This is a genomic window from Ferrimonas sp. SCSIO 43195, assembly GCF_023716685.1.
In the GTDB taxonomy this organism is placed as follows: Bacteria; Pseudomonadota; Gammaproteobacteria; order Enterobacterales; family Shewanellaceae; genus Ferrimonas; species Ferrimonas kyonanensis.
In genome coordinates, this window is the sequence record NZ_CP072679.1 from 4,225,712 (window position 1) to 4,250,310 (window position 24,599).

The 24,599-nt window shown below is 57.8% G+C and carries 23 protein-coding genes and 1 pseudogene; 7 read left to right on the forward strand and 17 right to left on the reverse strand.

The annotated features are described in order from the left end of the window. The first annotated feature begins 33 nt into the window (after nucleotides 1–33). Nucleotides 34–636, forward strand: coding sequence for a hypothetical protein (locus J8Z22_RS19525; protein WP_252007698.1), 603 nt, complete (start codon nucleotides 34–36; stop codon nucleotides 634–636). A 52-nt stretch (nucleotides 637–688) separates the two neighbouring features. Here the strand turns inward: J8Z22_RS19525 and J8Z22_RS19530 are convergent, their stop codons facing one another. The 3 genes from J8Z22_RS19530 to J8Z22_RS19540 form a co-directional block, all read right to left on the reverse strand. Continuing rightward, nucleotides 689–2,053 (reverse strand): L-serine ammonia-lyase, encoded by a 1,365-nt coding sequence (locus J8Z22_RS19530; protein WP_028111578.1) that lies wholly within the window; start codon nucleotides 2,051–2,053, stop codon nucleotides 689–691. A 71-nt stretch (nucleotides 2,054–2,124) separates the two neighbouring features. Then, on the reverse strand, nucleotides 2,125–3,402 hold the full coding sequence (locus tag J8Z22_RS19535; RefSeq protein WP_028111577.1) for an aromatic amino acid transport family protein: 1,278 nt from the start codon (nucleotides 3,400–3,402) through the stop codon (nucleotides 2,125–2,127). 311 nt (nucleotides 3,403–3,713) lie between these two features. Beyond that, the gene (locus J8Z22_RS19540) at nucleotides 3,714–4,502 is read right to left on the reverse strand and encodes a sulfite exporter TauE/SafE family protein (RefSeq protein ID WP_028111576.1); all 789 of its coding nucleotides are present in this window, start codon (nucleotides 4,500–4,502) and stop codon (nucleotides 3,714–3,716) included. 66 nt (nucleotides 4,503–4,568) lie between these two features. Between J8Z22_RS19540 and yjjX the strand changes: the two genes are divergently transcribed. Beyond that, nucleotides 4,569–5,153: an inosine/xanthosine triphosphatase gene (gene yjjX / locus J8Z22_RS19545; RefSeq protein ID WP_252007701.1), complete on the forward strand. Its 585-nt coding sequence runs from the start codon at nucleotides 4,569–4,571 to the stop codon at nucleotides 5,151–5,153. Here the strand turns inward: yjjX and J8Z22_RS19550 are convergent. From J8Z22_RS19550 to J8Z22_RS19575, 6 genes are all read right to left on the reverse strand, one after another. Next, nucleotides 5,119–6,105 carry a permease gene (locus tag J8Z22_RS19550; protein WP_028111575.1) on the reverse strand — a complete coding sequence of 329 codons (987 nt, stop codon included), beginning with the start codon at nucleotides 6,103–6,105 and terminating at the stop codon, nucleotides 5,119–5,121. The two genes, yjjX and J8Z22_RS19550, sit on opposite strands and share 35 nt — an antisense overlap. 3 nt (nucleotides 6,106–6,108) lie before the next feature. Continuing rightward, nucleotides 6,109–6,801, reverse strand: a complete 693-nt coding sequence (locus J8Z22_RS19555; protein ID WP_028111574.1) for an aromatic aminobenezylarsenical efflux permease ArsG family transporter — start codon at nucleotides 6,799–6,801, stop codon at nucleotides 6,109–6,111. Continuing rightward, nucleotides 6,798–7,271 (reverse strand): nitrophenyl compound nitroreductase subunit ArsF family protein, encoded by a 474-nt coding sequence (locus J8Z22_RS19560; RefSeq protein WP_252007704.1) that lies wholly within the window; start codon nucleotides 7,269–7,271, stop codon nucleotides 6,798–6,800. Before J8Z22_RS19560 ends, J8Z22_RS19555 begins: the two co-directional genes overlap by 4 nt. 23 nt (nucleotides 7,272–7,294) lie before the next feature. Further along, nucleotides 7,295–7,531: a thioredoxin family protein gene (locus tag J8Z22_RS19565; protein WP_252007707.1), complete on the reverse strand. Its 237-nt coding sequence runs from the start codon at nucleotides 7,529–7,531 to the stop codon at nucleotides 7,295–7,297. Next, nucleotides 7,528–7,857 carry a helix-turn-helix transcriptional regulator gene (locus tag J8Z22_RS19570; protein ID WP_035414978.1) on the reverse strand — a complete coding sequence of 110 codons (330 nt, stop codon included), beginning with the start codon at nucleotides 7,855–7,857 and terminating at the stop codon, nucleotides 7,528–7,530. The genes J8Z22_RS19565 and J8Z22_RS19570 overlap by 4 nt, the downstream gene beginning before the upstream one ends. A 196-nt stretch (nucleotides 7,858–8,053) precedes the next feature. Continuing rightward, nucleotides 8,054–10,630: an acylase gene (locus J8Z22_RS19575; protein WP_252007709.1), complete on the reverse strand. Its 2,577-nt coding sequence runs from the start codon at nucleotides 10,628–10,630 to the stop codon at nucleotides 8,054–8,056. Between the two features lie 225 nt (nucleotides 10,631–10,855). Here J8Z22_RS19575 and J8Z22_RS19580 point away from each other — a divergent pair, with 225 nt between their 5' ends. After that, on the forward strand, nucleotides 10,856–12,067 hold the full coding sequence (locus J8Z22_RS19580; RefSeq protein ID WP_252007712.1) for an aminotransferase class V-fold PLP-dependent enzyme: 1,212 nt from the start codon (nucleotides 10,856–10,858) through the stop codon (nucleotides 12,065–12,067). Further along, nucleotides 12,060–12,509 carry a SufE family protein gene (locus J8Z22_RS19585; RefSeq protein ID WP_252007715.1) on the forward strand — a complete coding sequence of 150 codons (450 nt, stop codon included), beginning with the start codon at nucleotides 12,060–12,062 and terminating at the stop codon, nucleotides 12,507–12,509. The genes J8Z22_RS19580 and J8Z22_RS19585 overlap by 8 nt, the downstream gene beginning before the upstream one ends. 3 nt (nucleotides 12,510–12,512) lie before the next feature. Here J8Z22_RS19585 and J8Z22_RS19590 read toward each other — a convergent pair whose 3' ends face one another. Beyond that, nucleotides 12,513–13,517: a hypothetical protein gene (locus J8Z22_RS19590; protein WP_252007717.1), complete on the reverse strand. Its 1,005-nt coding sequence runs from the start codon at nucleotides 13,515–13,517 to the stop codon at nucleotides 12,513–12,515. A gap of 73 nt (nucleotides 13,518–13,590) precedes the next feature. Beyond that, nucleotides 13,591–14,385 (reverse strand): tRNA cyclic N6-threonylcarbamoyladenosine(37) synthase TcdA, encoded by a 795-nt coding sequence (tcdA, locus tag J8Z22_RS19595; RefSeq protein ID WP_252007719.1) that lies wholly within the window; start codon nucleotides 14,383–14,385, stop codon nucleotides 13,591–13,593. Nucleotides 14,386–14,801: 416 nt separating this feature from the next. Here tcdA and J8Z22_RS19600 point away from each other — a divergent pair, with 416 nt between their 5' ends. After that, nucleotides 14,802–15,779, forward strand: coding sequence for a porin (locus tag J8Z22_RS19600; protein ID WP_252007722.1), 978 nt, complete (start codon nucleotides 14,802–14,804; stop codon nucleotides 15,777–15,779). Between the two features lie 175 nt (nucleotides 15,780–15,954). Here the strand turns inward: J8Z22_RS19600 and J8Z22_RS19605 are convergent, their stop codons facing one another. The 4 genes and pseudogenes from J8Z22_RS19605 to zntR form a co-directional block, all read right to left on the reverse strand. Next, on the reverse strand, nucleotides 15,955–16,995 hold the full coding sequence (locus J8Z22_RS19605) for a DcaP family trimeric outer membrane transporter (RefSeq protein WP_028111565.1): 1,041 nt from the start codon (nucleotides 16,993–16,995) through the stop codon (nucleotides 15,955–15,957). A gap of 1,005 nt (nucleotides 16,996–18,000) precedes the next feature. Then, nucleotides 18,001–18,285 (reverse strand): hypothetical protein, encoded by a 285-nt coding sequence (locus tag J8Z22_RS19610; protein ID WP_028111564.1) that lies wholly within the window; start codon nucleotides 18,283–18,285, stop codon nucleotides 18,001–18,003. Nucleotides 18,286–18,551: 266 nt separating this feature from the next. After that, a complete protein-coding gene (locus J8Z22_RS19615; protein ID WP_035415104.1) occupies nucleotides 18,552–19,814 on the reverse strand; it encodes an SO_0444 family Cu/Zn efflux transporter in 1,263 nt (420 codons plus the stop codon). A gap of 8 nt (nucleotides 19,815–19,822) precedes the next feature. Continuing rightward, nucleotides 19,823–20,218 (reverse strand): annotated as a pseudogene (gene zntR, locus J8Z22_RS19620) (Zn(2+)-responsive transcriptional regulator); the annotation flags it as partial. 289 nt (nucleotides 20,219–20,507) lie between these two features. Here zntR and purH point away from each other — a divergent pair. Both purH and purD read left to right on the forward strand, forming a co-directional pair. Continuing rightward, on the forward strand, nucleotides 20,508–22,100 hold the full coding sequence (purH, locus tag J8Z22_RS19625; RefSeq protein ID WP_028111561.1) for a bifunctional phosphoribosylaminoimidazolecarboxamide formyltransferase/IMP cyclohydrolase: 1,593 nt from the start codon (nucleotides 20,508–20,510) through the stop codon (nucleotides 22,098–22,100). Between the two features lie 11 nt (nucleotides 22,101–22,111). Then, nucleotides 22,112–23,392: a phosphoribosylamine--glycine ligase gene (gene purD, locus J8Z22_RS19630; RefSeq protein ID WP_028111560.1), complete on the forward strand. Its 1,281-nt coding sequence runs from the start codon at nucleotides 22,112–22,114 to the stop codon at nucleotides 23,390–23,392. 39 nt (nucleotides 23,393–23,431) lie between these two features. On the opposite strand, the gene J8Z22_RS19635 is transcribed toward purD, so the two are convergent. Both J8Z22_RS19635 and J8Z22_RS19640 read right to left on the reverse strand, forming a co-directional pair. After that, nucleotides 23,432–23,584 carry a hypothetical protein gene (locus tag J8Z22_RS19635; protein WP_156896901.1) on the reverse strand — a complete coding sequence of 51 codons (153 nt, stop codon included), beginning with the start codon at nucleotides 23,582–23,584 and terminating at the stop codon, nucleotides 23,432–23,434. A 124-nt stretch (nucleotides 23,585–23,708) separates the two neighbouring features. Next, entirely contained in the window at nucleotides 23,709–24,560 is an 852-nt protein-coding gene (locus J8Z22_RS19640; RefSeq protein WP_051252277.1) for a collagenase, read from the reverse strand. Between the last annotated feature and the right edge of the window lie 39 nt (nucleotides 24,561–24,599).

The window sequence follows — 24,599 nt, forward strand, 5'->3', positions numbered from 1 at the left end:
ACAATAGGGGTGACCATTCTCAAGGAGTGAGAGATGCGATCCCAGAGCCTGATAACCCTGATCTGGCTGACGCCGCTGTTGGCGGCTCTGCTGTTGTGGAAACCCGATTCTGCCCCTGCCATGGACGTTCTTACGACCTATGGCGACACCCTGATGTGGACCCAATCCTCATTGCACCACGACGGCAACCAGCCGTTCCCGGTTGAGGCCATCGACCGTCAGGCGCTGCTGGCTCAGTACCAACGCATGGGCCCCCAATTTGTCTGGCAAGGCTGGGTCTATCAGGCCGACGACCGTCAGGGCACTCCGAGCCGATTTCAGCGCTTGCACCCCGCCTTTCCCATCGAGGACAGCAACCCGGCTCACCGCCGCAGCTGGCAGCACTTTTACGCTGATCAGGAATGGGGAGACTGGGCTCAGCCTCAGTGGCTAAACCAGGCCATTCCGAGACCGATGGATCAGGCCTTCTCCCATGCCCCCATCTGCCGCGAGCGTCGCTGCCTGATCGAATTACGCCTGGGTGGGCACCGGGCCGATGCCTGGTTTCGGGAACTGCAGCGGCGGTTGCCTGGGTCGATCATTGCCAGCATGGACGCCAGCAGCGATCACCAGTTGCTGATACTGAGCCAACGATAAGCCAGCACAAAAAAGCCGGCTCGAAAGCCGGCTTGGTGAGCGTTCACTGGCGCTAGCAAACGTTCAGAACTTTGATCGCCAATCCCCCCTGGGAAGTTTCGCGGTACTTCGGATGCATGTCCTTACCGGTCTCATACATGGTGGCAATCACCTTATCCAGAGACACACAGGGATCCGAATTACGACGCATCGCCATTCGGGTGGCGTTGACCGCCTTCACCGAGGCAATGGCGTTACGCTCGATGCAGGGAACCTGCACCTGGCCCGCCACCGGATCGCAAGTCAGTCCCAGGTTGTGCTCCATGGCGATCTCTGCCGCCACACACACCTGAGACGGGCTGGCGCCCATGAGCTCAGCCAGACCGGCCGCCGCCATGGAACAGGCCACCCCCACTTCACCCTGACAGCCAACTTCGGCGCCGGAGATGGAGGCGTTCATCTGGTACAGGGCACCGATGGCACCGGCCGCCAGATAGAACTTGCTGTATTGTTGGGCATCCACACGTTCAATGAACTTGTCGTAGTACGCCAACACCGCAGGAATGATACCGGCGGCACCATTGGTGGGGGCGGTCACCACCCGGCCTCCGGCGGCATTCTCTTCCGAGGCCGCCAGGGCAAACATGTTGACCCAATCGATGATGCTCATGGGATCGTTGCTGTTGCGCTCATTGGCGATCAGCTGCCGATGCAGTGCCGCCGCCCGACGCGGTACCTTCAGTGGCCCGGCCAGCAGGCCTTCGGTACCACAGCCACGCTCGATGGACTCGCGCATGACGTTCCATACTCGGCCAAAGCCTTCCTGGATGTCGGCTTCGCTGTGGTAGGCCTTCTCGTTCTCCATCATCAGTGCCGAGATGCTCATGCCGGTCTCGCGGCACTGCCTCAACATCTCTTCGGCATCGGTAAAGGAGTACGGTACCGGCTTCAGGTTGGAAGCGGGTTTACCAAAATTCTCTTCGTCGACAATGAAGCCGCCGCCAGTGGAGTAGTAGGTCTTCGACAAGGCGGTCTCTTCACCGATGAAGGCATGGATGCTCATGCCGTTCTCGTGCAGGTCCAGCGCGTGGTTGTGGAAGGTCACCGCCTCTCGGGGGAAATCCACCACATGGCAGTGCATGCCGACTGGCAAACGTTCGGTTTGCTCAACCCGCTGAATGAAATCAGCAATACCATCGATATCGACGGTTTCCGGGCTGTTGCCCGCCAGACCCATAATGATCGCGATATCCGTATGGTGGCCTTTGCCGGTCAGAGACAAAGAGCCATAGATATCGACACTGATGCGAGTCACCTCACGCAGTTTATCCATGGCACGCAGTTCATCAATAAACTGCTTGGCGGCCTTCATGGGTCCCACAGTGTGGGAGCTTGATGGGCCTACACCAATTTTAAAGATATCGAAAACACTGAACATGAAGAAAACCTCTGTAAAAATAAGAAAGCCGGAGTCTTGCGACTCCGGCTTGCAGAGTCAGGGGACGCTGATTAAATCAGGTCTTTAACGATGGCAGAGATGGCCACCAAGCCCATGACTGTGACGAAGATGTTGGACAGTGCACCGTCGTACTTCTTCATGGATGGCACCTTCTTGATGGCGTACATCGGCATCAGGAACAGGATGGCAGCGATGAACGGCGCTCCCAGGGACTCAATCATGCCCAGTACCGATGGGTTGATGATGGCCACGCCCCATACGGAGAAGAAGAAGAACGCAACCAGAGCCTTGTCAAAGGTCTTCTCACCCATGCTCTCAACCGCCTTCGGTGCCGCTTTCTTCACGATGCCAGCCAGACCCTCTTTAGCACCCAGGTAGTGGCCAAAGAAAGAGGAGAAGATCGCCAGGAACGCCACCAGGGGACCGATGACCGAAATCAGCGGCGAGTCGTATTCGTTGGCCAGGTAGCTCAATACCGGCAGGTTCTGAGCCTTGGCTTCCATCAGTTGTTCCGGAGACAGCGCCAGTACACAGCTGAAGACGAAGAACATCACGAAGCCCAGCAGCATCATAGACGCACGCTTAAGAATCATGTCGGACTTGGCAACCGCATCGTCACCGTGCGCTTCCCGCTGCGCCAACGCCATGGAGGAAACCGCCGGGCTGTGGTTAAAGGAGAAGATCAGCATCGGAATGGTCAGGTAGACCACGGTCAGCAGGTCGCCCATGGCCGGGATGTTATCGGTGCTCATGGCGGCGGTGGACCAGTCCGGGATCAGGTAGATGGACATGGCAAACAGGATGAATACCAGAGGGTACACCAGCAATTCTGTGGCTTTCAGCATCAGGCGACGACCCAGAATCATCACGCCCATCATCATCGCCACCAGCGCACCAGACAGAATCCAGCGAGGCATGGACTCCAGGCCCAACTGGTTGACCATGAAGCTGTCGATGGTGTTGGTAATGGCATTACCGTAAATCAACACAATGGGGTAGATGGCGAAGAAGTACAGGAAAGTAATCAACAGGCCGGCACTCTTACCGAAGTGCTCCTCCACCACATCGGTGATGTCGGCGTCTTTGCGTTTGGAGGACAGGACGAAACGCGCCAGGGCACGGTGAGACAGGTAAGTCATTGGCCCCACCAGCATCGCGATGACGATCAGAGGCCAGAAGCCTTCCAGGCCGGCGCGAATCGGCAGGAACAGGACGCCGGCACCAACCGCGGTGCCGAACATGGACAGTGACCAGGTCAGGTCTTGTTTGGTATAGCCCACCGCTTTGGTATTGGTCGCAGTGGCAGTTGCAGTGTTTTGGTTCTGCATGAAAAATCACCTATGAGTGTTCGAGTTAGCGAGGGCAAATATATAGATTTATTACAAACTAAATGTGATTCACTTCTCAAACATGATTTTCTGATGTGAGCGAGCTCACAGCATTGATCTTTCGCATGCCCGCATGAATATGGCTAATTTGATTGTAATTGAAGGGTTAAAATGGCGATAAGGCCGTTAAATAACGGGTGAATCAGGTTACTCTTGTGACGAAGGTAATTCGATCAGATAAAAAAACTGGGCCACAGCGGCCCAGTCTCAAACTTTCATATGTAATAAAGTTACAACATTTACACCAACGACTAACTGGTCAGCAAAGTCTTTATCGCAATGATCACCAGCAGCAGGGCAAAGCTCTTTTGCATCAACCGAGGATCCAGCTTGTGGGCCAGGTTAGCGCCCACCCGGGAAAACACCGAACTGGTGAGCACGATGCCGATGAAGGCTGGCAGATACACGTAGCCCAGACTCATCTCCGGCAGACCCGGCGCATTCCAACCACTGATGGCGTAACTGAGGGCACCGGTCAGGGCAATGGGCAACCCCAGAGCCGATGAGATTCCCACCGCTTTGCGCATCTCCAGTCCAAACCGCGACAGCAAAGGCACGCTGATGGTGCCGCCGCCGATGCCAAAGATGGCTGACAGAAAACCGATGCCGATGCCGGAAATGCTCAGGCCGACCACACCGGGAAACGGTTGCTGGCCCTTGGGTTTGAGACCGAACCACATCTTGATGGCCACCAGGGTAATGAAGCCGGTAAAACAGTACGCCAGCACGGTGGCGTCCAGCAGGTGCGCCACAAACCCACCGAGATAGGCGGCCACCACAATGCCCGGCGCCATGGTCAGCACCACTTTCCAATCCACTCCGCCTTTACGATGATGGGCCCACATGGAGTTCATCGAGGTGACAATGATGGTGGCCAGGGAGGTGCCCAGGGCCATGTGAATGGTCAGTTGAGGATCGAAGTTCAGCAGTTTAAAAGTGGTCAGCAACACCGGTACGATCACCAGCCCACCACCAATGCCAAACAAGCCGGACAACACGCCGGCAAACGCACCAAGAAGTAAATACAGAAGGTAGATCATAATACTTGAAGTCACTGATTAGATTGTCGACTATTGTGTCACATTCCCTCTTTGACGGCATCGACGATGACCCAAATAGTACAAAAAACTCTCATTGTTGCCTCCCGCAACCCGGTGAAAGTCAACGCGGCCACCCAAGCCCTGCAAGCGGCTTACCCGGATTGCCAGTGGCAGGTTCAAGGGGTCAGTGCCCCCTCCGGCGTGGATGAGCAACCCTTGGGTGAAACCGAAACTCGGGTCGGCGCCATAAACCGCCTCGATGCCATCAAGGCGATGGCGGCGGATCTGTATGTGTCGTTCGAAGGCGGCTATGACCGCATCCACGGTCAGGGTTTTACCTTTGCCTATGTGGCCATCAGCGATGGCCAACATACTCAGATCGGTCGCACCGGGCTGTTGCCCCTGCCGGAGGTCATCAGTCAACGACTGGAACAGGGCGAAGAACTGGGGCCACTGATGGACGAACTGTTCAACGACCACAACATTCGCCAGAAAGGCGGTGCCATGGGCATACTCACCAACAACCTGGTGGACCGAACCAGCGTCTACAGCGACACCCTGTGCATGCTGCTGGCTCCGTTTCTTCACCCGGAACTGTACCAGGTCGCCGCCGCGGCTACGCCAGATTCAGCAGCCACCCCATCAGGGTAAACGCGGTCAGCAGCATCAGCATCAACAGCGCCAGCAACCGCCACTGCATCACCTGCTTCAGCATCACAAACTCCGGAAAACTGGCCGCCACCGTACTCATGCAGAACGCCAGGGTGGTGCCCAGCGGCACCCCTTGCAGCAGCAGGCTCTCCATCACCGGAATCACCCCGGTGGCATTGGCGTACAGTGGAATCCCCAGCAGCACCGCCGATGGCACCGACCACCACTGGCCATCCCCCAGGTTGGCCTGCAGCCAGCCCGCCGGAACAAAGCCATGCAGCCCGGCGCCGATGCCGACGCCAATGATCACCCATTTCCATACCCGGCCGACGATCTCTCGCGTCTCTGAGGTAGCGAACTCATGGCGCTGAGCCAGCGTCATTGAGGGCCGGGACTGAGGCTGAACCGGCTGGGATTGAGGCTGGTCCTGCCCCATGGCATAGGCTTTCGCCGCCAGAGGCTGCAACCAACGCTCCGCCTTGAGGCTGTCCAGAATCCAGCCTCCCAGCATGCCGATCACCAGGCCGATAACCACGTACAGCAGGGTTAACTTCCAGCCCAACAGGCTCAGTAACAACAATACCGCCACCTCATTGATCAACGGCGAGGTCAGCAGAAATGCCATGGTGATGCCCACCGGAATGCCGGCGGAGGTAAAGCCGAGAAACACCGGAATGCTGGAGCAGGAACAGAACGGGGTAATGGCGCCAAAACTCGAACCCAGCACGTAGCCGCTGAAGCGGCTCTTACCCGCCAGGTACTGGCGGACCCGCTCCACATCCAGCGAAGCGCGTACCAGGGCGATGGCGTAGATCATCACCAGTAACAACACCAGTATCTTGCTGGTGTCCTCTACAAAAAAGTGCAGTGCCTGGCCCAGCCGGGTCTGTTCAGACAGCCCCAGCAGTTGGTACACCAGCCAATCCGCTAACTCAGTAAACAGTGACAACATCATTCACCCTATCAGTGGGGTTAAATACACCCAGCAGTAATACAAACCGGCCCCAAGGAACAGCAGCCCGGACAGCCGCCGCAACAGCAACTCCGCCCGAGCAATACGCTGGTGAACCGCCGCCAGTTGCAACGTGCCCAGGCTCACCATCATGGCAAACCCCAGCACCGGCAGAGCGGTGCCAATGCCGTACATGCCCGGCAGCATCAGCACCGACTGATGGGCCATGGCCAACGGCAGCAATGAGGCAAAAAACAGCGCCGCTGAAGTGGGGCAAAACGACAAAGCAAACAAGGCTCCCAGTGCCATCGCTCCCGGCAAGCCACCCTGACTCAGGCGCCGCTGCAGAGACTCAGACAACCCCATGGACGGCAGCGGTAGCCGCAGCCAGTTCAGCAACACCACTCCCACCAGCACCATCACCGGGCCCAACATCATGTTCATGTTGGACTGCAGAAACTGTGACAATCCCGGTGCCGACAAGGCGCCGCCCAACAGCAGTGCCGCCAAGGCCAGGTAACTCAGGGTTCGCCCCAGGCCATAGGCCAGCCCTTGATGCACCGCCCTGCGGGGACTGGATACCTGACGGCTGAGGTAGGATACCGCGGCGACGTTGGTCGCCAGTGGACAGGGGGAGACCGAGGTCAAAACCCCCAACCACAGTGCACTCAATGCCGCCAGCATCAATGCGGTCATGATGACGCTCCGGTCACCAACAGACCGGTTTCGCCGTACAGGTACTGAAAGAAGGCCTGGCGGTTGTTGAACAGCTGCCACACCGAGTCCAGCCGGCGCCACCTTGGCTCAGTCCCCGATTGCGCCAGAGACACCACCACCGAGCGAGTCACCAATTGGAAGTCATCGATGTAGTGCCGATTCTCCGCCAGATCGACGTTGATGCTGCGCAATTCCACCTGACCTTGCTGCACCAATTCAGGCCACCCGTGCTCCACCGCCTCGCGGGTGAGCTGCTCGATGGTCACGCAGGAGGTGCAACGGGCGCTGCCATGGAAGTAGTACACCGTCAGATGCTGATTCGGCCCCAATTGGTAGTTCGGAGACGCCACCGCCGCGGCCGCAACCGACGTCGGCTGGGTCTGAGTCCAGGCCCACCATGCCGAACCGGACAACAATGCCACCACCAGCAATGCTTGGATCACTCTCATAACTGCCACCTCTTGCCGACGGCTTAGCGTGCTTGCAACAGGGCGTCGATCTCGGCCGCCGTCGGCGAACCGCCACTGACTTTCACTTCACCGTCGATGACGATGGCCGGCGTGGACATTACGCCATACTCCAGAATCACCGCCATGTCGCTGACCTTGACCAACTCAATGCCAATCGCCAGGGCTTGAGCCCGCTCAGCAATCAGCTCTGCCAGGGTATTGCACTTCTTACAACCGGATCCCAGTACTTCAACTTTCATGATGCTTCCTCTTGCTTGGTGAGTGGCGAGCGATGATCGATAACCCGTTCGATGCAGTGGAACATCGACATCAGACAGGGGGTTGTCAGCCGGTAGTAGCGCTGTTTGCCCTGTCGGCGCACGGCCACCAGCCCTACCTGCTTTAACACAGCCAGGTGCTTGGAAACCGTTGAGATGTCGGCATCCACCTCCTCCATCAGCTCACACACACAGCGCTCTTGCTGCTGCAGTTGCTCCACCAGCCACAGCCGGGTCGGGTGGGCCAGAGCCTTGAGCACCGCCGCACGCTGATGCAGGCGGTCACAGTCGGGAGTGGTCGATAACATACGCTCATCCAGATAAATAGATTCAACACTTGGCAAAATAGCCAAATGTTTTGATCAGGTCGAGCGGAATTCTGCAAACAGGGCGGCGGGAAGTCAGGTTCGTGAACCGGGTCGCACAACGCCGTGGGAAACAACGCCGTTCAGTGAGCCAAAAAAAGGGCCTCATCGAGAGGCCCTGAATGTCGATTTCACCGAGTTACTTCTGCAATTGAATGCTGATGTCCGACAGCGTCTCGGCAGCAATGGCGGACTCGGTAAACAGCAACGGCCGCAGGGCGGTGTTCTGCGAGTAGTACTGAGTCTGATCGTTCCAATGGGGAGACAGGGCGTTATTAGACTCGGAGTAAGTCAGCAATCCCCGCGCCTGTGGCCCCTGCTCCTCAAAGCCCACCACCATCATCCAACTGGACCCGTAACGCACATGGTAGCCTTCGGTCGTCAATTCAGACGCCGTCGGCGCACCAGTGACCGCGTCCACTGCAGCGGGATAGGCATGCTGTGGCAGCAGGGTGTCATCGTTGGCTTCATTGGAGTAGGCAAACACATTGAAACCGCCCTCACGGTTGTTGGCTCCGGCCCAGGGGAAACGAGCACCAGAGGCGCTGCCGTCAGGCATCGACTTTTCCACGAACTGCATGCTGCCCAGCGGCGCATCCAGGGCAAAGCCGTTGTCGGTCAGGGTGGCACTGGCTGCCGCTAACGCCACCAGTGCGGAGCCGTCGGCCGCCAGCGTATTCGGGGTATTGAGCGGATCCGTGTACACAAAAGGCACATCCAGATGGGCCTCGCTGTCGAAGCGATAGCCGAACTCCCTCAGCAGGGCACCGGCAACGCTGTCCTGATTCTGGGCCCCATTCCACTTGGCTAACGCGGCACAGGCGGGGGAGACATCGACGCTGAGGCTGTCGCTGACCACCACCAGGGTGCTGCCCTGGGCCTCACACTGCTCCAGCAACTGTGGCAACACCAATTCGGCCAGATAAGCCCGGTTGGACATCAACGCCGCTTCCACCTCCTGGCGGCTGAACTTGCCATCGTCACCGCGGGCGTCGTTCATCAAGGTCAACGCCATTCGAGTTCTCAGGCTCTGCTCTACCCTGCGGTCGCCGTACAGCGGCGATACGTTCTCAATGGGGGAAGCCGGATTGGTGATCCAGTAGGAGTTATTGGAGTTCTGAACGAAATCCTGACGCAGCAGTTTCGGCGCTTGGTCGTAAGCCACCGGAGCGTCAAAGGCAAACATCGAGTCATCGCCGGGCAGAATGGTAAAACCGGCACTCTCTCTGGCGGCACGAATGTCCGGGCTCAGCCAGATGGCATTTTCGGCGTCACTGCTAAGCCCGGGAACGGTGGAGTCGTCGATGTAGAAGGCGTTACCTTGATCATCGGCGTACATGGTGTTGTTGAAGATCACCCCGTCGAAGTCCTTGAACGCCTGCTGGAATTGCTCCAAGTTGGTGGCGAAGTTCATGGCCGACCAGTGCTCGAGTACATCGGTGTTGGCCATATTGGCATCCTGAATGAAGAACGCCTGGCTGTCGTCCCAACCAAAGGGTGCCAGCTGAGGCGGTGCTTCCACCATCGGCCCCTTGGCCGTCAGGTACACCTCTTTCTCCAGCGGAATCGTCACTCCGCCGCCGATGTTGACCTCCACCGTGTAGGTGCGAGGGGTAATGGCCATCTCTTGCTCGTCAAACAGATAAGTGAGGCGATCCCCCGGTTTCAACGCCAGGTTGTACATGATGAAGTGTTCGGCGGTGGAGAAGGTGTGGGTCCAGGCCAGGTTGTGGTTAAAGCCGATGTTCACCGCACCGGGCATTCCCACCAACGAACCGCCCATGACGTCGAGGAAACCGGGAATGGTCAGGTGTGACTGCCAGAAACGCAACTGGCCGGTATGGGGAAAATGGGGGTTGCCCAGCACCATTCCTTTGCCGTTGTCGGTCACTTCGGCCCCCAGTCCCCAGCCGTTCGACCCCATGTCCATGGGGTTGACCTGCGGCGTGGTCAAGGTCTGTGAACGAGTCAACGCCTTGGTGCGCACATCCGCCAGCATCGCCTTGGATTCTGGCGTGGTCAATGCGGTCGCCGCTGGCCGCGGCAGGTACTCATCGCCGTCGCCCGGGTTGGCGAAGAAGATCAGATCCAGAAAGTTGGCAGCACCGGGCAGCAGGGCGATGGAGAACAGGTAGGTGAGCATGTCCACGTCGGTGATTGGCTTCACCCAGGGCTGGCCGGCACAAGGCAGGTTGGGCGTGGTGATGGCGCCACTGGCCAGATCCGCCAGGTACAGGTTATAGCCGGCGGCAAAACCGGACAGCATGGCGCGAGAACGCTCACCCAGGGTCGGCATCGCCGCCACCGCCGCTTCGCGTACTCCCAGGGCTTTGTAGCCAAAATCGTTGACCAGGTTCTGATTGTCTTCCTGCACCGGTAGGCCGGTGGCAAAATCGATGCTCTTATGGGGTCCAAAGTACTTGGAGCGCTCGCTGTTGGCCTTGATCACGCCATCGGCCAACAGGCACAGGTGATCCTGGGCCTGGGCATAGCCAGAGCCAAAAGCCAGGCTCTCGATGTTATCGGCTTCGATGTGGGGCACCCCGTAGGTGGTGCGGCGAATACGGGCGTCCAGTTTGCCATCGGGGGCAAACACCGCGACCTGGGGCTCAGGCTCGGGCGTAACGTCGTCTTTGCGGTTATCGTCATTACTGCAACCGCTGACCAGCAGACCGGACGCCAGGGACATGGCTATCCATAAAGGTGTTTTTTTCATTATCGTCATCCTTGTTGTCACGCCCACCTCCCCAGTGAGCCAGTGGTCATTTAAGCAGCTCCGACCAGAGAGATCCACACCGTTTTAACCTTGATAACAATCAATTAACCCTGTGCATTGAAAAAGGTTCGATCACCGCAAACCTGATATCCTATGCTGCAAAGACTTAAAAGCGGCGCGGGAATCCGTCATCCTTCGTCGCCGACATTCGCCTTCGGAGTGACCATGACCCCTTCCTTGTCACGGCTCAGGGAGCAGTTCCCGGCCCTGGCTCAGCCCGGACTGATCTACCTCGACAACGCCGCCACCACCCAAAAGCCGGTGGCGGTTCTCGACGCCATGAACCACTTTTACCGTCGTCACAATGCCAACGTGCATCGCGGCGCGCACCGGCTGTCGGATCTGGCCACCCGCGACTTCGAAGGCGCCCGCGACACCGTGGCCGAATTCATTCATGCGCCCTCCCGGGAAGAGGTGATCTTCACCCGTGGCACCACCGAAGCGATGAACCTGCTGGCGCGCTCTCTGGGCAGCCACCTGCTGCAGCCCGGCGACGAGATTCTGATTGATACCTGGGCCCACCACGCCTGCATCGTGCCCTGGCAACAGATGGCGATTCAGACCGGTGCCAGGCTGGTGCCGATTCCGCTGACCGCCAGCGGCGATCTGGACCTGGACGCCTATCGGTCACTACTGAGTCCGCGTACCAAGGTGGTGAGCCTGACTCAGGTCAGTAATGCCCTGGGCAAACAGGCGCCACTGGCAACCCTGCTTCCCGCCGCCAAAGCCGTGGGGGCCATTACCATCGTCGACGGTGCCCAGGCGGTGGCCCATTTGCCGGTGGACGTGCAGGCGTTAGGGTGCGACTTCTACGCCTTTTCCGGTCACAAGTGTTACGGTCCCACCGGCATCGGTGTGTTGTGGGGGCGCCAACAACTGTTGCAGCAGATGCCGCCCTACCAATACGGCGGCGAGATGATCGACACCGTCAGCTTTGAGGGCAGCCGCTTCAACCGCCTGCCCTACAAATTTGAAGCCGGCACCCCGGCCATCGCCGAAGCCATCGGTCTCGGCGCCGCCCTCAGGTTCATTCAATCTCTGGATGCCGACGCCGTCGCCAACCACGAACGGTCACTGATGAATCGAGCCAAAGCCGGCCTGGCCAACCTTGACGGGGTCAACGCCATCGCCGCCGACGGTGACAATCTCGGCGCCCTCTCCTTTGAGGTGCAGGGCGAGCACCATCAGGACATCGGTATTTTGCTGGATCAAGCCGGCATTGCGGTGCGCTGCGGTCATCACTGCTGCCAGCCACTGATGCAGGCCCTGGGCCGTAAAGGCAGTTGTCGAGTGTCGTTTGCCCTCTACACCACCGAAGCGGAAGTGGACGCCTTCGTGGCGGCGCTGGCCGAAATTACGGAGTTTTTGAATGACTAAACCTGGAGTGCAGCAATTCATCGACTCGCCGCTAGGGGCCGAGATCGATCAGACTGAGCTGGATCGGGAGTTGATGGCCCAGAGTCACTGGCAGGGCCGTTATCGCATCATCATGAAGCTGGGCAACCGCATGCCGGCGCTGGAGCCACGCTGGCAGCGGCCGTCGGCCCAGGTCTCAGGCTGTGAAAGTGCCGCCTGGCTGTATCACCATCAGGACGAACAGGGAATCCACCACTTCCTGGCGGACAGCGAATCGAGAATCATCAAGGGGCTGCTGGTATTGATTCTCAGTGCCTGCAACCACAAGAGCTCGGCGCAACTGGCTCAGCTGGATCTGGAAGGTTGGTTTGACACCCTGGGGCTGTCGGCACACCTGAGCCCTTCCCGGGCCAACGGCCTGAGTGCCCTGGTCAGCGCCATACTGGCACGGCAACGGCAGTAACCCTCAGTGGCGCCGTTCACCGAACTGCGCCTCCAGCGTCAATTGCAGCTCAATGTTGGTGTCGAAATCGTACTTTCGGGGCCAGGTCAGCTGTGGCTCGATCTCATAGTACAGCCAGTCGCGGGCAAAATTACGCCGAAAGGTGAATCCCAGCCGCCGAATCTCACTCTCGTCGCCGTCATCCCGGGTCGCTCCGGAGGCGGCAATAAAGGTGGAAAAGGCGGTTTTATCGTCCAGCCACTGCACGCGACTCAATGACGTCACCCACTCCAACCCTTCGGTTTCCTCGCCAAAGCGGGCGCGATTTTGCCAACGGTAGGCATGATCGTCGTAGACCCGCTCCAGGTTGAGGCGCGAGGTTTCGCTCCAGCCATCGTCCGATTCCACCCGCACCTCCTGAGACAGTTTCAGCAGGGTGTTGTCATCGATGGACTCAAAGTAGCGCGCCCGGCTTCTAAGGAAGGGGTTCAGTCCCGAAGAGAGCGATGCCCCCAGATCCACCGACAGATCCCAGGAGTCGAGATTGATCGGAATCCAGCGCAGCGCCGCCCGAGTGGTGGCCTCGACATCGGCCCCGAGGCTGTCACTGACCTGGGACAGGTCATCCTGCTCATCAGACTCCAATAACAACTTCAAACGTTTCGAGGTTTTTGGCAGGTAGTAGGACGCCGAGACCCTCAGCCTTAGATCGTCCTCTTCGCGCTCGACAAACTCCTGCTGCAATCGCAACCGAAAATGACTGCTGGCCTGATCGGCATCGTCACTGGGGCCGAAAAAGTCATCAAACCACAGCGCCGAAGATTGCGCCGAACCGGACAACAGGGTGTGGGCCTTATCGAACCAGCGCAGCTGTTGATCCAGCTGTGGCCGATCCGCCTCGGATTCCGGTTCCGGCTGCGCTTGCGGCGGATCTTGCGGTTCAGGGGGGCTGCCAGCGGCGACGCTCCACCCAGGCGCACCGCACAGCCACAGCAGCATAAATCCGATTGTGCCTCTGCGCCCCAGCATGCCACCTCCCTGACCTCTATGTCCTTGTTTAAGTATATGTGGCGGCGGGTCTTGCCGACAAACCGCCCTGGCGTCAGGCTTCGCGATTGGCCCTTTCCGCCAGTTTTATCAACACCCGGCTGGCCGCCACAAACCCAAAGGTACCGGTCAGTGGCGTCACCGCCCCAAAGCCACTGGCGCAATCCATCGCCTTGGGGCCCTCGGCGGCACCTTTAGCCAGACAGATCTGACCGTCGGCACCGGGGTATTTCAGTTGCTCATCCGAAAACACACACTCCACCTGAAAGCGGCGTTTCGGGTTTTTGCTGAAGTTGTAGTCACGCCGCAGCAGGTTACGCACCTTGGCAGCCAGGGGGTCCTGATAGGTTTTGGCCAAGTCTGCCACCTGAACCCGAGTGGGATCCATCTGGCCGCCGGCACCGCCCACGGTCACCAGCTTGATCTTGCGCCGCTTGCAATGGGCAATCAACGCCGCCTTGGCCTTGACGCTGTCGATGCAATCCACCAGGTAATCCAGCTGATCGTCGATCAGCTCAAACAGGTTGTCGCTGTCGACAAACTCCTCTACCTCATTGACCTTGCAGTCCGGGTTGATGTCACGGAGGCGTTGGGCCATCACCGCCACCTTGGACTGACCAATGGTTTGGGTTAGTGCATGACACTGGCGATTGCTGTTGGTGATGCAGATGTCATCAAGATCGATCAGGGTCAGTTCACCGATGCCACTGCGGGCCAGGGCCTCGGCCACCCAGGTGCCGACGCCACCGATGCCCACCACACAAACATGGGCCTGGGAAAAATGTTGCAGTGCCGCGGCTCCATAGAGGCGGCCGATTCCACCGAATCGCTGAAGGTAATCGTCGTTCATTGCTGAAATTCCAGAAACAGAGGCAGGCAGTATAACAGGGCAATCGGAGCGCGCCGATGCAGGCGCAGATATTCACGGAGAGGAACCGATAACCATAACCAGATAGTTTCATTGATTCAATGAATTAAATGGTCGTTTGTTGATGCTGAGCAAGATTCACAACTTTTTCACCCAAAAACGTGCGCCAACTCAAAAAATGCCACTCAAGACGGTTGCATGTCACACGCTTCCTGCCAGAATCGTTGGCGCAAAATAATTAAAAAGCCTGATCTTTCATTACTCTGCGGGATTAAATGTTGCCGCGATGTGAATTTAGGGTCGGGTATTCATTGATCGTCAGGAGTAAAATGATCATGCAAAAACGGACGCTAGCCCTTTCAGTTGCTTCCATCTTCGCAGCAGCTTCTTTTGGTGCTATGGCAGAAATGCCAACTTTCTATGGTGACCTGAACATCTCCGTAGCCGATTCCGACACCGGTTACACCGTACAGGGTACCTCCAACGACAAAGGCACCGTGCTGGAAAACAACTCTTCCAACATCGGTATCAAAGGCGCTCACGAGATCAACAGCGCACTGAAACTGGTCTACAAGGCTGAGTTCGGTGTAAACGGTACCGACAACGATGCCGACACCTTCTCCTCTCGTAACACCTACCTGGGTCTGGCCGGTGGTTTCGGTGAAGTGGTCTTCGGTCGTAACGACACCGCCTTTAAAGGCTCCGAAGGCGGTGCCGATGCATTCGGTAACCTGAACGCCGACATCACCATGATTCTGCCTGGTCAGGATCGTGTTGCCGATGGCGTGACCTACACCCTGCCAAGCATGGGTCTGTTCTCTGGTAAAGCCACCTACATCCTGGAAGACGACAACGCTGGTGCCACTAGCGATGACGGCGACAACTTCGCCCTGATGGTTGGCTACGGCGACAAGACGCTGAAGAAAGCCAAGTACTTCGTTGGTGCCGGCTACGTTGACGGCATCAAGGGTCTGACTGCTTACCGTATCACCGGTCAGGTTAAAGTGGGCGAGCTGGCTCTGGCCGCCATCTACCAGGACAGTGAAGCGACTGCCGATTCCAGCATCGACGCCACCGGTTACACCGTGTCTGCCAAGTACCCTCTGGGTAACTTCATGCTGAAAGCCCAGTACGGCTTCGACGACGGCGGCATGGGTACTTTCGCCTCCAAATACGCCAACGAAAAAGACAGCAATGGAGACAAAGTTAACACCGGTACCGTTGAAGACGTCACCAACTACACCATCGGTGCTGACTACACCCTGAGCAAAGCGGCTTACGTTTACGGCCACTACGCCTACTACGATGCTTCCGTGAAAGGTGCTGAAGACATCGACGACAGCGTATTCACCGTAGGTCTGCGCTACCGCTTCTAATGACGCTGCGCTAGCAGTTGTCATTAAAAGGCCAGTCGCTAAGCGACTGGCTTTTTTTGTGCCCGAACGACCCTCAGTCGATGCCCCGCCAGTGGGGTTACCCATGCTGATTGCCCCTCAGTCCTGAGTGCACACCTCTAACACGGCGGCCGGTTTCCCGGCCACCTGCCTGTCCTTACAGCGCGTAGCGCATGGAGAACTGACCGTAGAAGGAGTCTTTATCTTCGTGATCGATGGAGTAGTTACCCACTTCCATGCCCACCGACAGCTCCGGCGTCAGGTTCTTGAACAGGTTAACGCCCCACTGGCTGGTCTCGTTGCCGGACACATCACCTTCGATGTGACCGTAGATCAGAGTGGAACGAAGGGACTCGGTCCAGAAGTGACGGTAAGCCACGTTATAGGCGGTGGTATCTTCTACCTTTTCACCCACCAGGTCCTTGACCGCGGCAGTACCCACGTAGCGGCCCAGTTCGCCCTGGTGGTACTGGAAGCGCAGATCGTCTTTGCCGAAGGTGTGAATGCGACCGGCAATGGAGCCGCCGATGGCGGTCTCGGTATTGCCGCCGTCAGTATTCAGTTGGCGACCTACCGCAGCAATGGAGACGTTACCCCAGTCACCCTTAAAGGTGTACTTGGCGATCACGTCAGGCAGCTTGTCATTGGCGGTATCGCCACCGAAGCTCTCTGGGTTCTCCAGTGACAACTGCAGACCACCGTTGCTGTAACGCAATTGGCCCTGACGCAAGAACGAGATCCCCATCATGGTGCTGCCGAAATCGGCGGTTTCACCGATGGCACTGGTGTTCATGAAAGTGGTCCAGGTCTGACCGGCCAATACGTTCTGGTACTGGATGAAGGCGTGACGCAGGCGAGGGTTGATGGAGTTGGAGATAATTTCGTTACCGCCGCCACCGAAGAAATCCATCTCGATGAAACCGGTCAGGTCACCGTGGATGTACTTGGTATTAAAGCGGGTTTCGTTGGCAAAAATACGGAATTGAGAAGCGCTCTCAGCAAGGCCAGTACCACCACCGGTCCACTGATCTTTATAAGCCACATCACCGTCAACATAACGGGCATCGACTTTAATGTAACCGCCGAAAATCAATTTATCATTATCATTAAGTTGAATTTCATAAGCGGCCATTGCAGGGGTAGCCAAAGCGGCAAGAGAGGCAACTAACGCAGCATTTTTAATTTTTGAAACAAACATCTCAGTTTCCCTTATAAAGGTGAAGGGGTTGCCCGGCGTCGTATCAAGGGCCACCGGGTTAGTCATTCGTGTCGGTTGTTGCAGTCGGCGCCAACAAGTAAATAGCGCACCAATCAAGCTCACAAACTCACATCGTTCGCCACGCGCAGACTGAAACAATTCACCGCGGAATTTAACAAGGGCTCACCCACCCTGGCTTCACCCGGCCACCCCTGGCGCGATCGCGATCACAAAACCCCAGCAAAACATCGATGAAGACCACCTCAACAACGGTGCCAGCAGGATCAAACTCACAATGCGACACAGGAAGGCGACCGCAATCACAAATAACCCTCAAAGTGAAGGGGGTGTTAAATTAGAGAGATTGAGTGCCATCGGAGGGTGAACTTTCAGGCCAGAACCACATCAAAACCGATGATCGAAGCTATAACTCAGACCGGCAGATGTCATAAGCCTACGATATAAAGGTGACAACAAAGGGCTTTGTAGAAATAGACTGGAATTAATTAAACAGGACTTAAATAATAAAAAGGTAAATCATATTTCAGGCATACACCTCACTGCTGGGTAGCCACTATTTTAGCGCCGATCCAGATCACACAAACATCGGTGTTGGTAACTGTCGATGAAAAAATGTAACTGGCGACAGTTTTTCATCGGCAAATAATCGAGATACATCACTCAGTGGTGATTTAGTTACCACTGTTTCCGTTATTTATATACAGGGATGACTGACTTTAACCGCCTTTTATTGAGTCAGGCTCCTCATGCCGCTCACCCCAAACTTCGCCATACACTCCGCCCAGCCCTTGCCAGCACGATTTTTCATCGATTTCAACCTCTCATTTTTGTCCCAGAGGGCAAAAACCGTCACAGTCTGTGCCCGATGTGAAAAAAGATGTTCCCAAAGGCCCCACTCCCTCGGCAATCAGACCGGCACCCAACTCGAGATAAAAAAAACCGGCGCACTGCGCCGGCCTGGTTCAGGCTGATGAAGGCACTCCATCACTGATTCTGAGTGCAGGGGAAATACATCGCTTTTTGTTTCTCGGCAAACTCCGCCGCCCGGGCGTCACAATAACCAGGCTCATTGTTGGCCCGCCACAGCACCTTGCTGTCACTGCCTTTGATGTAGTGCACTTCACAGGGCAGGGGCGCCCCTTTTGGATAGATCACCTGAATACGGCGCTCGTTGTCGCCGTTGCTGCACACGTACTCAACCCCGTTCTCTACCCCGTCCAAGCCGGGTTCAACGGCCAGGGCCGTCACCAATACCAATAACGCACTCATGCTTCTCTCCGAATTCCGACCCCACATCCGGTGCCGAAGGGTGATTCAACAGGTACGTGCAAACCACTTTCAACGCACCCACTGCCAAAAAAGACAGCAAATCCAACTGTCTATAGAAAGAAAGTCTACCACACCCTCGGCGCCACGCTTTGAGTCAGGACAAGGACAGGCTCCCGCCCCATCGCCCATCGCCGCCCCCAACCGCCCCGGCCATGGCAAAAAAAACGCCGCGAGGCGGCGTTGTCTTACTCTGAATCGGTGCAGTCTTAACCCTGAGGGGCCGGCATCAGTCGCCGCTTAACGGTCTGGGTCAGGGTTTTGAACATCAATACCGCCAGCAGCAGGGCACTGCCATACACCAGTGGCTCAGGCAACATGCGATGCTCCTCACCCACCAAGGGGGTCACGGTAAATCCGTACTGGCTGACCAGGAAATTCACCACGAAACCAAACACCATGGCGGTACCGATGACACCGCCCAGATAGCCCCACAGGGCCCGAGCACCTAACTCTTTACGCACCACCCCAAGGGTGGCGATGTTGGTGGCCGGGCCGGCCATCATGAACACCAGTACGGCCCCGGGCGACACGCCGGCCAGCAACAGCCCCGCCGCAATGGGCGTCGACGCGGTGGCACAAATGTACATGGGCACAGACACCAGCACCATCAGCGACATCGCCAGGATGCCATCGCCCCACTGGGCCAGATACTGGGGTGGCACAAAGGTATTCACCAGTGCCGCAAAGAACAGGCCGATGAGCAACCACACCGTGGTGTCTTTCACCAGATCGGTGCTGGCGTACACCACGCCCTGCCACATTCGACTCATCACCGAGTCCGTGGCCTTGGGCTCAGACTGGGCACTGCAACAACCGGCATCGGCGTTGGCCGCCGGTTTAGAGCCGCAACAACTGCTCTGAGGCTTGGGCTCTGGTTTAGTGCTGCAACAACCGCTCTGAGGCTTAGGCTCGGGCTTACTGCCACAGCAACTGCTCTGAGCCTGAGGTTCCGGCTTGCTGCCACAGCAACTGCTCTGAGCCTTGGAAGCGGGCTTGAAACCAGCGGCTGGCGCCGCCATCATCGCCGGGGCCGACTGCAGCGGCGTCATCTTCAATTGCGGCTTAGCGTCGGGCTCATCGTCTTTGCCCACCAGCAGGCCCGCCACTATGGCCGAGGTAATGGCGGCAATGGGGCGAACCACCGCCATAAAGGGCCCAAGCAGCACGTAAGACACCGACACCGAGTCCACTCCGGTTTCCGGAGTGGACACCAGAAACGACGTGGTGGCGCTCTTCGAGGCACCAGAGCGACGCAGACCGACGGCGGCGGGGATAACACCGCAGGAACACAACGGCAGCGGCGCACCAAAGACCGCCGCCTTGAGGGTGGTCTTGAATCCATGGCCGCCCAGTTGACGGTTCATCCATTCCATCGGCACGAACATCTTCAGCATCCCCGCCAGGAACAGCCCCAGCAACAGCCAGGGTGCCGAGTCCAGAAACAGATCGAGGAAATTCTCTAACAACAACATCATTTGGTCTCCAGAGTGTCGAGGATCGAGCAATGAATGGCGCTTTCCGGGCCACCACAACAGGCATCCGCTAACTCTTGCAGGGAATCACGCAGGCGAGTCATTTCATCAATCTTGGTTTGCAGCTCCAGCGCCTTGGCTTCCACCATCCCTTTGACATCGGCGCAGGCCCAATCAGAGCGGCTGGCTTCGATATTCAACAGCTCCCTGATGTCCGACAGGCTAAAGCCCATCGCCTTGGCCCGTAGGATGAAGCGCAACTGCTGAGCATCGTCATCGCTGTAGATGCGATAGCCCTTGTCAGAGCGATTCGCTGGATTTAACAGGCCATTCTTCTCATAAAACCTTAATGTATCTGGCTTTACTTTACAGGCCGCTGCCAGCTCACCAATCTTGTACATGATTCACTCCCGCTTACTCTATGGCAGCCAGTATAAACCTTGGAGTTAGGTCAAAGGTCAAATGTTTTTTATATTGGAACGCTCTTTTCTTATGTGCGAACGATACTTCGGGATAAGACCTGATTTTGTGAGCATTTTCACGTACAATGCGCGCCACAGACTGCAGGGTATAACAGGGTCCTGACGAGGGTATTTCGCCAAGGCGTTCGGTGACGGTTTAGCGAAATATCTTCCCATAATAACGTTGCCCCGAGGCAACGAGCTAACCCTACATAAAGGATCTGTACCCATGGAATCTGCACGTCCAATTCGTCGCGCTCTGCTGAGTGTGTCCGATAAAACCGGCATGGTCGACTTCGCCCGGGCCCTGACCGAGCGCGGCGTGGAACTGCTGTCTACCGGCGGCACCGCCCGGTTGATCGCCGACGCCGGCCTGCCTGTGACTGAAGTGTCCGACTACACCGGCTTCCCGGAGATGATGGATGGCCGCGTCAAAACCCTGCATCCCAAAGTTCACGGCGGCATCCTTGGCCGACGCGAACAGGACGATGCGGTGATGGACAGCCACGGTATTAACCCCATCGACATGGTGGTGGTCAACCTCTATCCCTTTGCAGACACCGTCGCCAAAGCCGGATGCACCCTGGCCGATGCGGTCGAAAACATCGACATTGGTGGCCCAACCATGGTTCGCTCCGCCGCCAAGAATCACAAAGACGTCACCATTGTGGTGAACGCCCATGACTACGATCGGGTCATCGCCGAGATGGACGCCAACCACAATGGTCTGAGTCTCGCCACCCGCTTCGATCTGGCCATCGCCGCCTTTGAACACACCGCCGCTTACGATGGCATGATCGCCAATTACTTTGGCACCATGGTGCCCAGCTATGGCGACAACACCGAGGGCGATGCCGACTCCAAGTTCCCCCGTACCTTCAATATGCAGTTCGAAAAGAAACAGGACATGCGCTATGGCGAAAACAGCCATCAGGACGCCGCCTTCTATGTCGAAAAGCAGTTGCAGGAAGCCTCGGTGGCCAGTGCCGTGCAGCTTCAGGGCAAGGCGTTGTCCTACAACAACATCGCCGACACCGATGCCGCATTGGAGTGTGTGAAAGAGTTTGACCAGCCCGCCTGCGTCATCGTCAAGCACGCCAACCCCTGTGGCGTCGCCCTGGGTGAAAGCCCGCTTCAGGCTTACGAGCGTGCCTTTAAGACCGACCCCACCTCGGCCTTTGGTGGCATCATCGCCTTTAACCGCGAACTGGATGGCGAAACCGCTCAGGCCATTGTCGACCGTCAATTTGTCGAGGTCATCATCGCCCCGTCCATCAGCGAAGACGCCAAGGCCATCGTGGCTGCCAAGCAGAACGTCCGCCTGCTGGCGTGCGGCCAGTGGCAGGCCCGCACCACCGAGTTCGACATTAAACGCGTCAACGGCGGCATCCTGGTGCAGGATCGCGACCAGGGCATGGTCAGCGAAACCGACCTGTCGGTGGTCTCCGATGCCAAGCCCAGCGCCGAGCAACTCAAAGACGCCCTGTTCTGCTGGAAGGTGGCCAAGTTTGTTAAGTCCAATGCCATTGTTTACGCCAAAGGCGGCATGACCATCGGCGTCGGCGCCGGCCAGATGAGCCGGGTCTACTCCGCCAAGATCGCCGGCATCAAGGCCGCCGACGAAGGGCTGGAAGTGCCCGGGTCAGTGATGGCCTCCGACGCCTTCTTCCCGTTCCGTGACGGCATCGATGCCGCCGCCGAAGCCGGCATCAAGTGTGTGATTCAACCCGGTGGCTCGATGCGGGACCAGGAAGTCATCGATGCGGCCAATGAGCATGGCATGGTGATGATCTTCACCGGCCAGCGCCACTTCAAACACTAAAGGATTGCACCATGAAAGTACTCGTAATTGGTGGTGGTGGCCGCGAACACGCCCTGGCCTGGAAGGCCGCCCAGTCTGCCGAAGTCGACACCGTCTATGTGGCACCGGGCAACGCCGGTACCGCCCTGGAACCGAAGCTGGAAAACGTCGCCGTCAGCGGCAATGAAGCCTTGGTGGCCTTTGCCCGTGATCACGATGTAGCCCTGACCATTGTTGGCCCGGAAGCCCCGCTGGTGGAAGGCGTCGTCGATGCCTTTAACGCTGCCGGTCTGGCCATCTTCGGCCCCACCGCGGCCGCGGCCCAACTGGAGGGGTCCAAGGCGTTTACCAAGGACTTCCTGGCCCGCCACCAGATTCCCACAGGCAGCTACCAGAACTTCACCGAAGTGGAACCGGCACTGGCCTACCTGCGCCAGCACGGAGCCCCCATCGTAGTTAAAGCCGACGGCCTGGCCGCCGGTAAAGGGGTGATCGTCGCCATGACCCTGGAGGAAGCCGAAGCCGCAGTAAAAGACATGCTGGCAGGCAACGCCTTCGGTGACGCCGGCCACCGGGTGGTGATCGAGGAGTTCCTCGAGGGCGAAGAAGCCTCATTCATCGTGATGGTAGACGGCAATCACGTCTTGCCCATGGCCACCAGCCAGGATCACAAGCGGGTCGGTGATGGTGATACCGGCCCCAACACCGGCGGCATGGGGGCGTACTCTCCGGCCCCCGTGGTTACGGCCGAGATTCATGACCGCATCATGAATGAGGTGATCCTGCCAACGGTGGAAGGAATGAAAGCCGAAGGGCACCCCTATCAGGGGTTCCTGTACGCCGGGCTGATGATCGCTGCCGACGGCACTCCCAAGGTCATTGAATACAACTGCCGCTTTGGCGACCCGGAAACTCAACCGATCATGATGCGCATGCAATCGGATCTGGTGCAGTTGTGCCTGGCCGGCAGCAAGGGCGAGTTAGAAGGCTTGCGCGCCGACTACGATCCCCGTGCTGCGGTAGGCATTGTGCTGGCCGCCGGCGGTTACCCGGGCGACTATCGTAAAGGCGACGTCATTGGCGGACTGCCACAGCAGGAAGCCGAAGGCCAGAAAGTGTTCCATGCCGGAACCGCCAGCGTCGACGGCCAGGTAGTGACCAACGGCGGCCGGGTGCTGTGTGCCACCGCCCTGGGCGCCACGGTAACCGACGCCCAGCAGCGGGCCTACGAATTGGCCCGCCAGGTTCACTGGGACGGCGCCTTTAGCCGCAGCGACATCGCCTATCGCGCCATCGCCCGGGAACAGCAATAACCCGTTCGAGCAAAGAAAAGGCCGCTAATGCGGCCTTTTTCAGGCGTGGTGCTTCTTGCGGGCGCGCTTTTTACGGCTGCGATTGGAAACCGGGGTAATGTCCCGGTGCTTTCGCTTTCGGGGAACCACGAAAAACGCCACCGCACCGGTAGCCACCACCAACAACAACACCACGGTCAACGCCGACTCCATGCCTGCCCTCCTTCACGCCATCTTATCTGCCTGAACCCAGCATGCCGCGCCACACGCGCCACTGCCATTAACTGGGTCACATTTCCATCGGCCTCGGCGCAAACTAAGATAAATCTTTTGTGAATTAATTCGTTATGCGCCCGAGCTCAATCAGCCAGCGCTCAAAATCCGGATCCATTTGCTGACCCCATTCCGCCACCAGTTGCTGATAACCCAAATAATCTCCACGGCGGGTCAGGGTCAGCATCTGTTCCACCCGAGGGCGCTGCTGTTCCATCATATATCGCACCGCCAGGTAGCCCCAGCGGTAGACCCTGTCGCTGCCGCCATTGACGTTATAACTGGTGTTAAACAACTCGCTGAGGCTGTAGCCTCCCTCACCTGCCAGCGCCAGTGCCTTGGGGTTGTTCTGCCCCTTGGCAATGTATTCGGCAACGCCTTCACTCCACCACACCAGATGCGGCAGCGGCGGCGTCGGCTGCGGGCAATACTCCGGGGCACTGTGGTCATCGTGCAGGTTCATGCAGAAATCCCCGTACAAGTTGAAACGCCCATCCAGATAGTGGACGTATTCATGGTTGAGGTTCCAGATCACTCCCTGTTTCTGGTAAGCCACAAACTCTGCCTGATTGCCTGGCTGAGACGGCGCGCCCTCAAGGTACATGCCGCCATTATCACTGGGGACATCGAAGTGCTTCGTTACATGGGCCACATAGCTGTCGCGATCGCGGTAGACGTTGGCCCGCATGGCCAGGTTGTGATCATCGGCAACCGGTGAACCTTCGGTGCCAAATAACTGATGAAAGCGCGCCTCCTGAACCAGGAGTCGCTCACAAGCCTGATGCTGCTGCTCGCGAGTCAGGGCCTGCGAACGCAGCAGCAGCGTCGCACTGCAGCGATGTTGCTGACTCAATACCTGATCGACCGTCGCTGACGTCGGCCCCGGTTCAGCCCAGACCAATGTCGATGTCAGCATCAGTCCTACCGCCCAACGCCCTGATTTTCCCCACATAGT

Excerpts from the sequence above, each read along its gene's own strand:
- J8Z22_RS19550 (WP_028111575.1), bottom strand. The coding sequence starts at position 6,105 with ATGTTGTCACTGTTTACTGAGTTAGCGGATTGGCTGGTGTACCAACTG.
- J8Z22_RS19525 (WP_252007698.1), top strand. The coding sequence starts at position 34 with ATGCGATCCCAGAGCCTGATAACCCTGATCTGGCTGACGCCGCTGTTG.
- J8Z22_RS19605 (WP_028111565.1), bottom strand. The coding sequence starts at position 16,995 with ATGTTTGTTTCAAAAATTAAAAATGCTGCGTTAGTTGCCTCTCTTGCC.
- J8Z22_RS19555 (WP_028111574.1), bottom strand. The coding sequence starts at position 6,801 with ATGACCGCATTGATGCTGGCGGCATTGAGTGCACTGTGGTTGGGGGTT.
- J8Z22_RS19640 (WP_051252277.1), bottom strand. The coding sequence starts at position 24,560 with ATGCTGACATCGACATTGGTCTGGGCTGAACCGGGGCCGACGTCAGCG.
- J8Z22_RS19635 (WP_156896901.1), bottom strand. The coding sequence starts at position 23,584 with ATGGAGTCGGCGTTGACCGTGGTGTTGTTGTTGGTGGTGGCTACCGGT.
- J8Z22_RS19535 (WP_028111577.1), bottom strand. The coding sequence starts at position 3,402 with ATGCAGAACCAAAACACTGCAACTGCCACTGCGACCAATACCAAAGCG.
- J8Z22_RS19585 (WP_252007715.1), top strand. The coding sequence starts at position 12,060 with ATGACTAAACCTGGAGTGCAGCAATTCATCGACTCGCCGCTAGGGGCC.
- J8Z22_RS19540 (WP_028111576.1), bottom strand. The coding sequence starts at position 4,502 with ATGATCTACCTTCTGTATTTACTTCTTGGTGCGTTTGCCGGCGTGTTG.
- yjjX (WP_252007701.1), top strand. The coding sequence starts at position 4,569 with ATGACCCAAATAGTACAAAAAACTCTCATTGTTGCCTCCCGCAACCCG.
- J8Z22_RS19610 (WP_028111564.1), bottom strand. The coding sequence starts at position 18,285 with ATGAGTGCGTTATTGGTATTGGTGACGGCCCTGGCCGTTGAACCCGGC.
- purD (WP_028111560.1), top strand. The coding sequence starts at position 22,112 with ATGAAAGTACTCGTAATTGGTGGTGGTGGCCGCGAACACGCCCTGGCC.
- J8Z22_RS19590 (WP_252007717.1), bottom strand. The coding sequence starts at position 13,517 with ATGCTGGGGCGCAGAGGCACAATCGGATTTATGCTGCTGTGGCTGTGC.
- J8Z22_RS19570 (WP_035414978.1), bottom strand. The coding sequence starts at position 7,857 with ATGTTATCGACCACTCCCGACTGTGACCGCCTGCATCAGCGTGCGGCG.
- tcdA (WP_252007719.1), bottom strand. The coding sequence starts at position 14,385 with ATGAACGACGATTACCTTCAGCGATTCGGTGGAATCGGCCGCCTCTAT.
- purH (WP_028111561.1), top strand. The coding sequence starts at position 20,508 with ATGGAATCTGCACGTCCAATTCGTCGCGCTCTGCTGAGTGTGTCCGAT.
- J8Z22_RS19565 (WP_252007707.1), bottom strand. The coding sequence starts at position 7,531 with ATGAAAGTTGAAGTACTGGGATCCGGTTGTAAGAAGTGCAATACCCTG.
- J8Z22_RS19580 (WP_252007712.1), top strand. The coding sequence starts at position 10,856 with ATGACCCCTTCCTTGTCACGGCTCAGGGAGCAGTTCCCGGCCCTGGCT.
- J8Z22_RS19575 (WP_252007709.1), bottom strand. The coding sequence starts at position 10,630 with ATGAAAAAAACACCTTTATGGATAGCCATGTCCCTGGCGTCCGGTCTG.
- J8Z22_RS19530 (WP_028111578.1), bottom strand. The coding sequence starts at position 2,053 with ATGTTCAGTGTTTTCGATATCTTTAAAATTGGTGTAGGCCCATCAAGC.
- J8Z22_RS19600 (WP_252007722.1), top strand. The coding sequence starts at position 14,802 with ATGGCAGAAATGCCAACTTTCTATGGTGACCTGAACATCTCCGTAGCC.
- J8Z22_RS19560 (WP_252007704.1), bottom strand. The coding sequence starts at position 7,271 with ATGAGAGTGATCCAAGCATTGCTGGTGGTGGCATTGTTGTCCGGTTCG.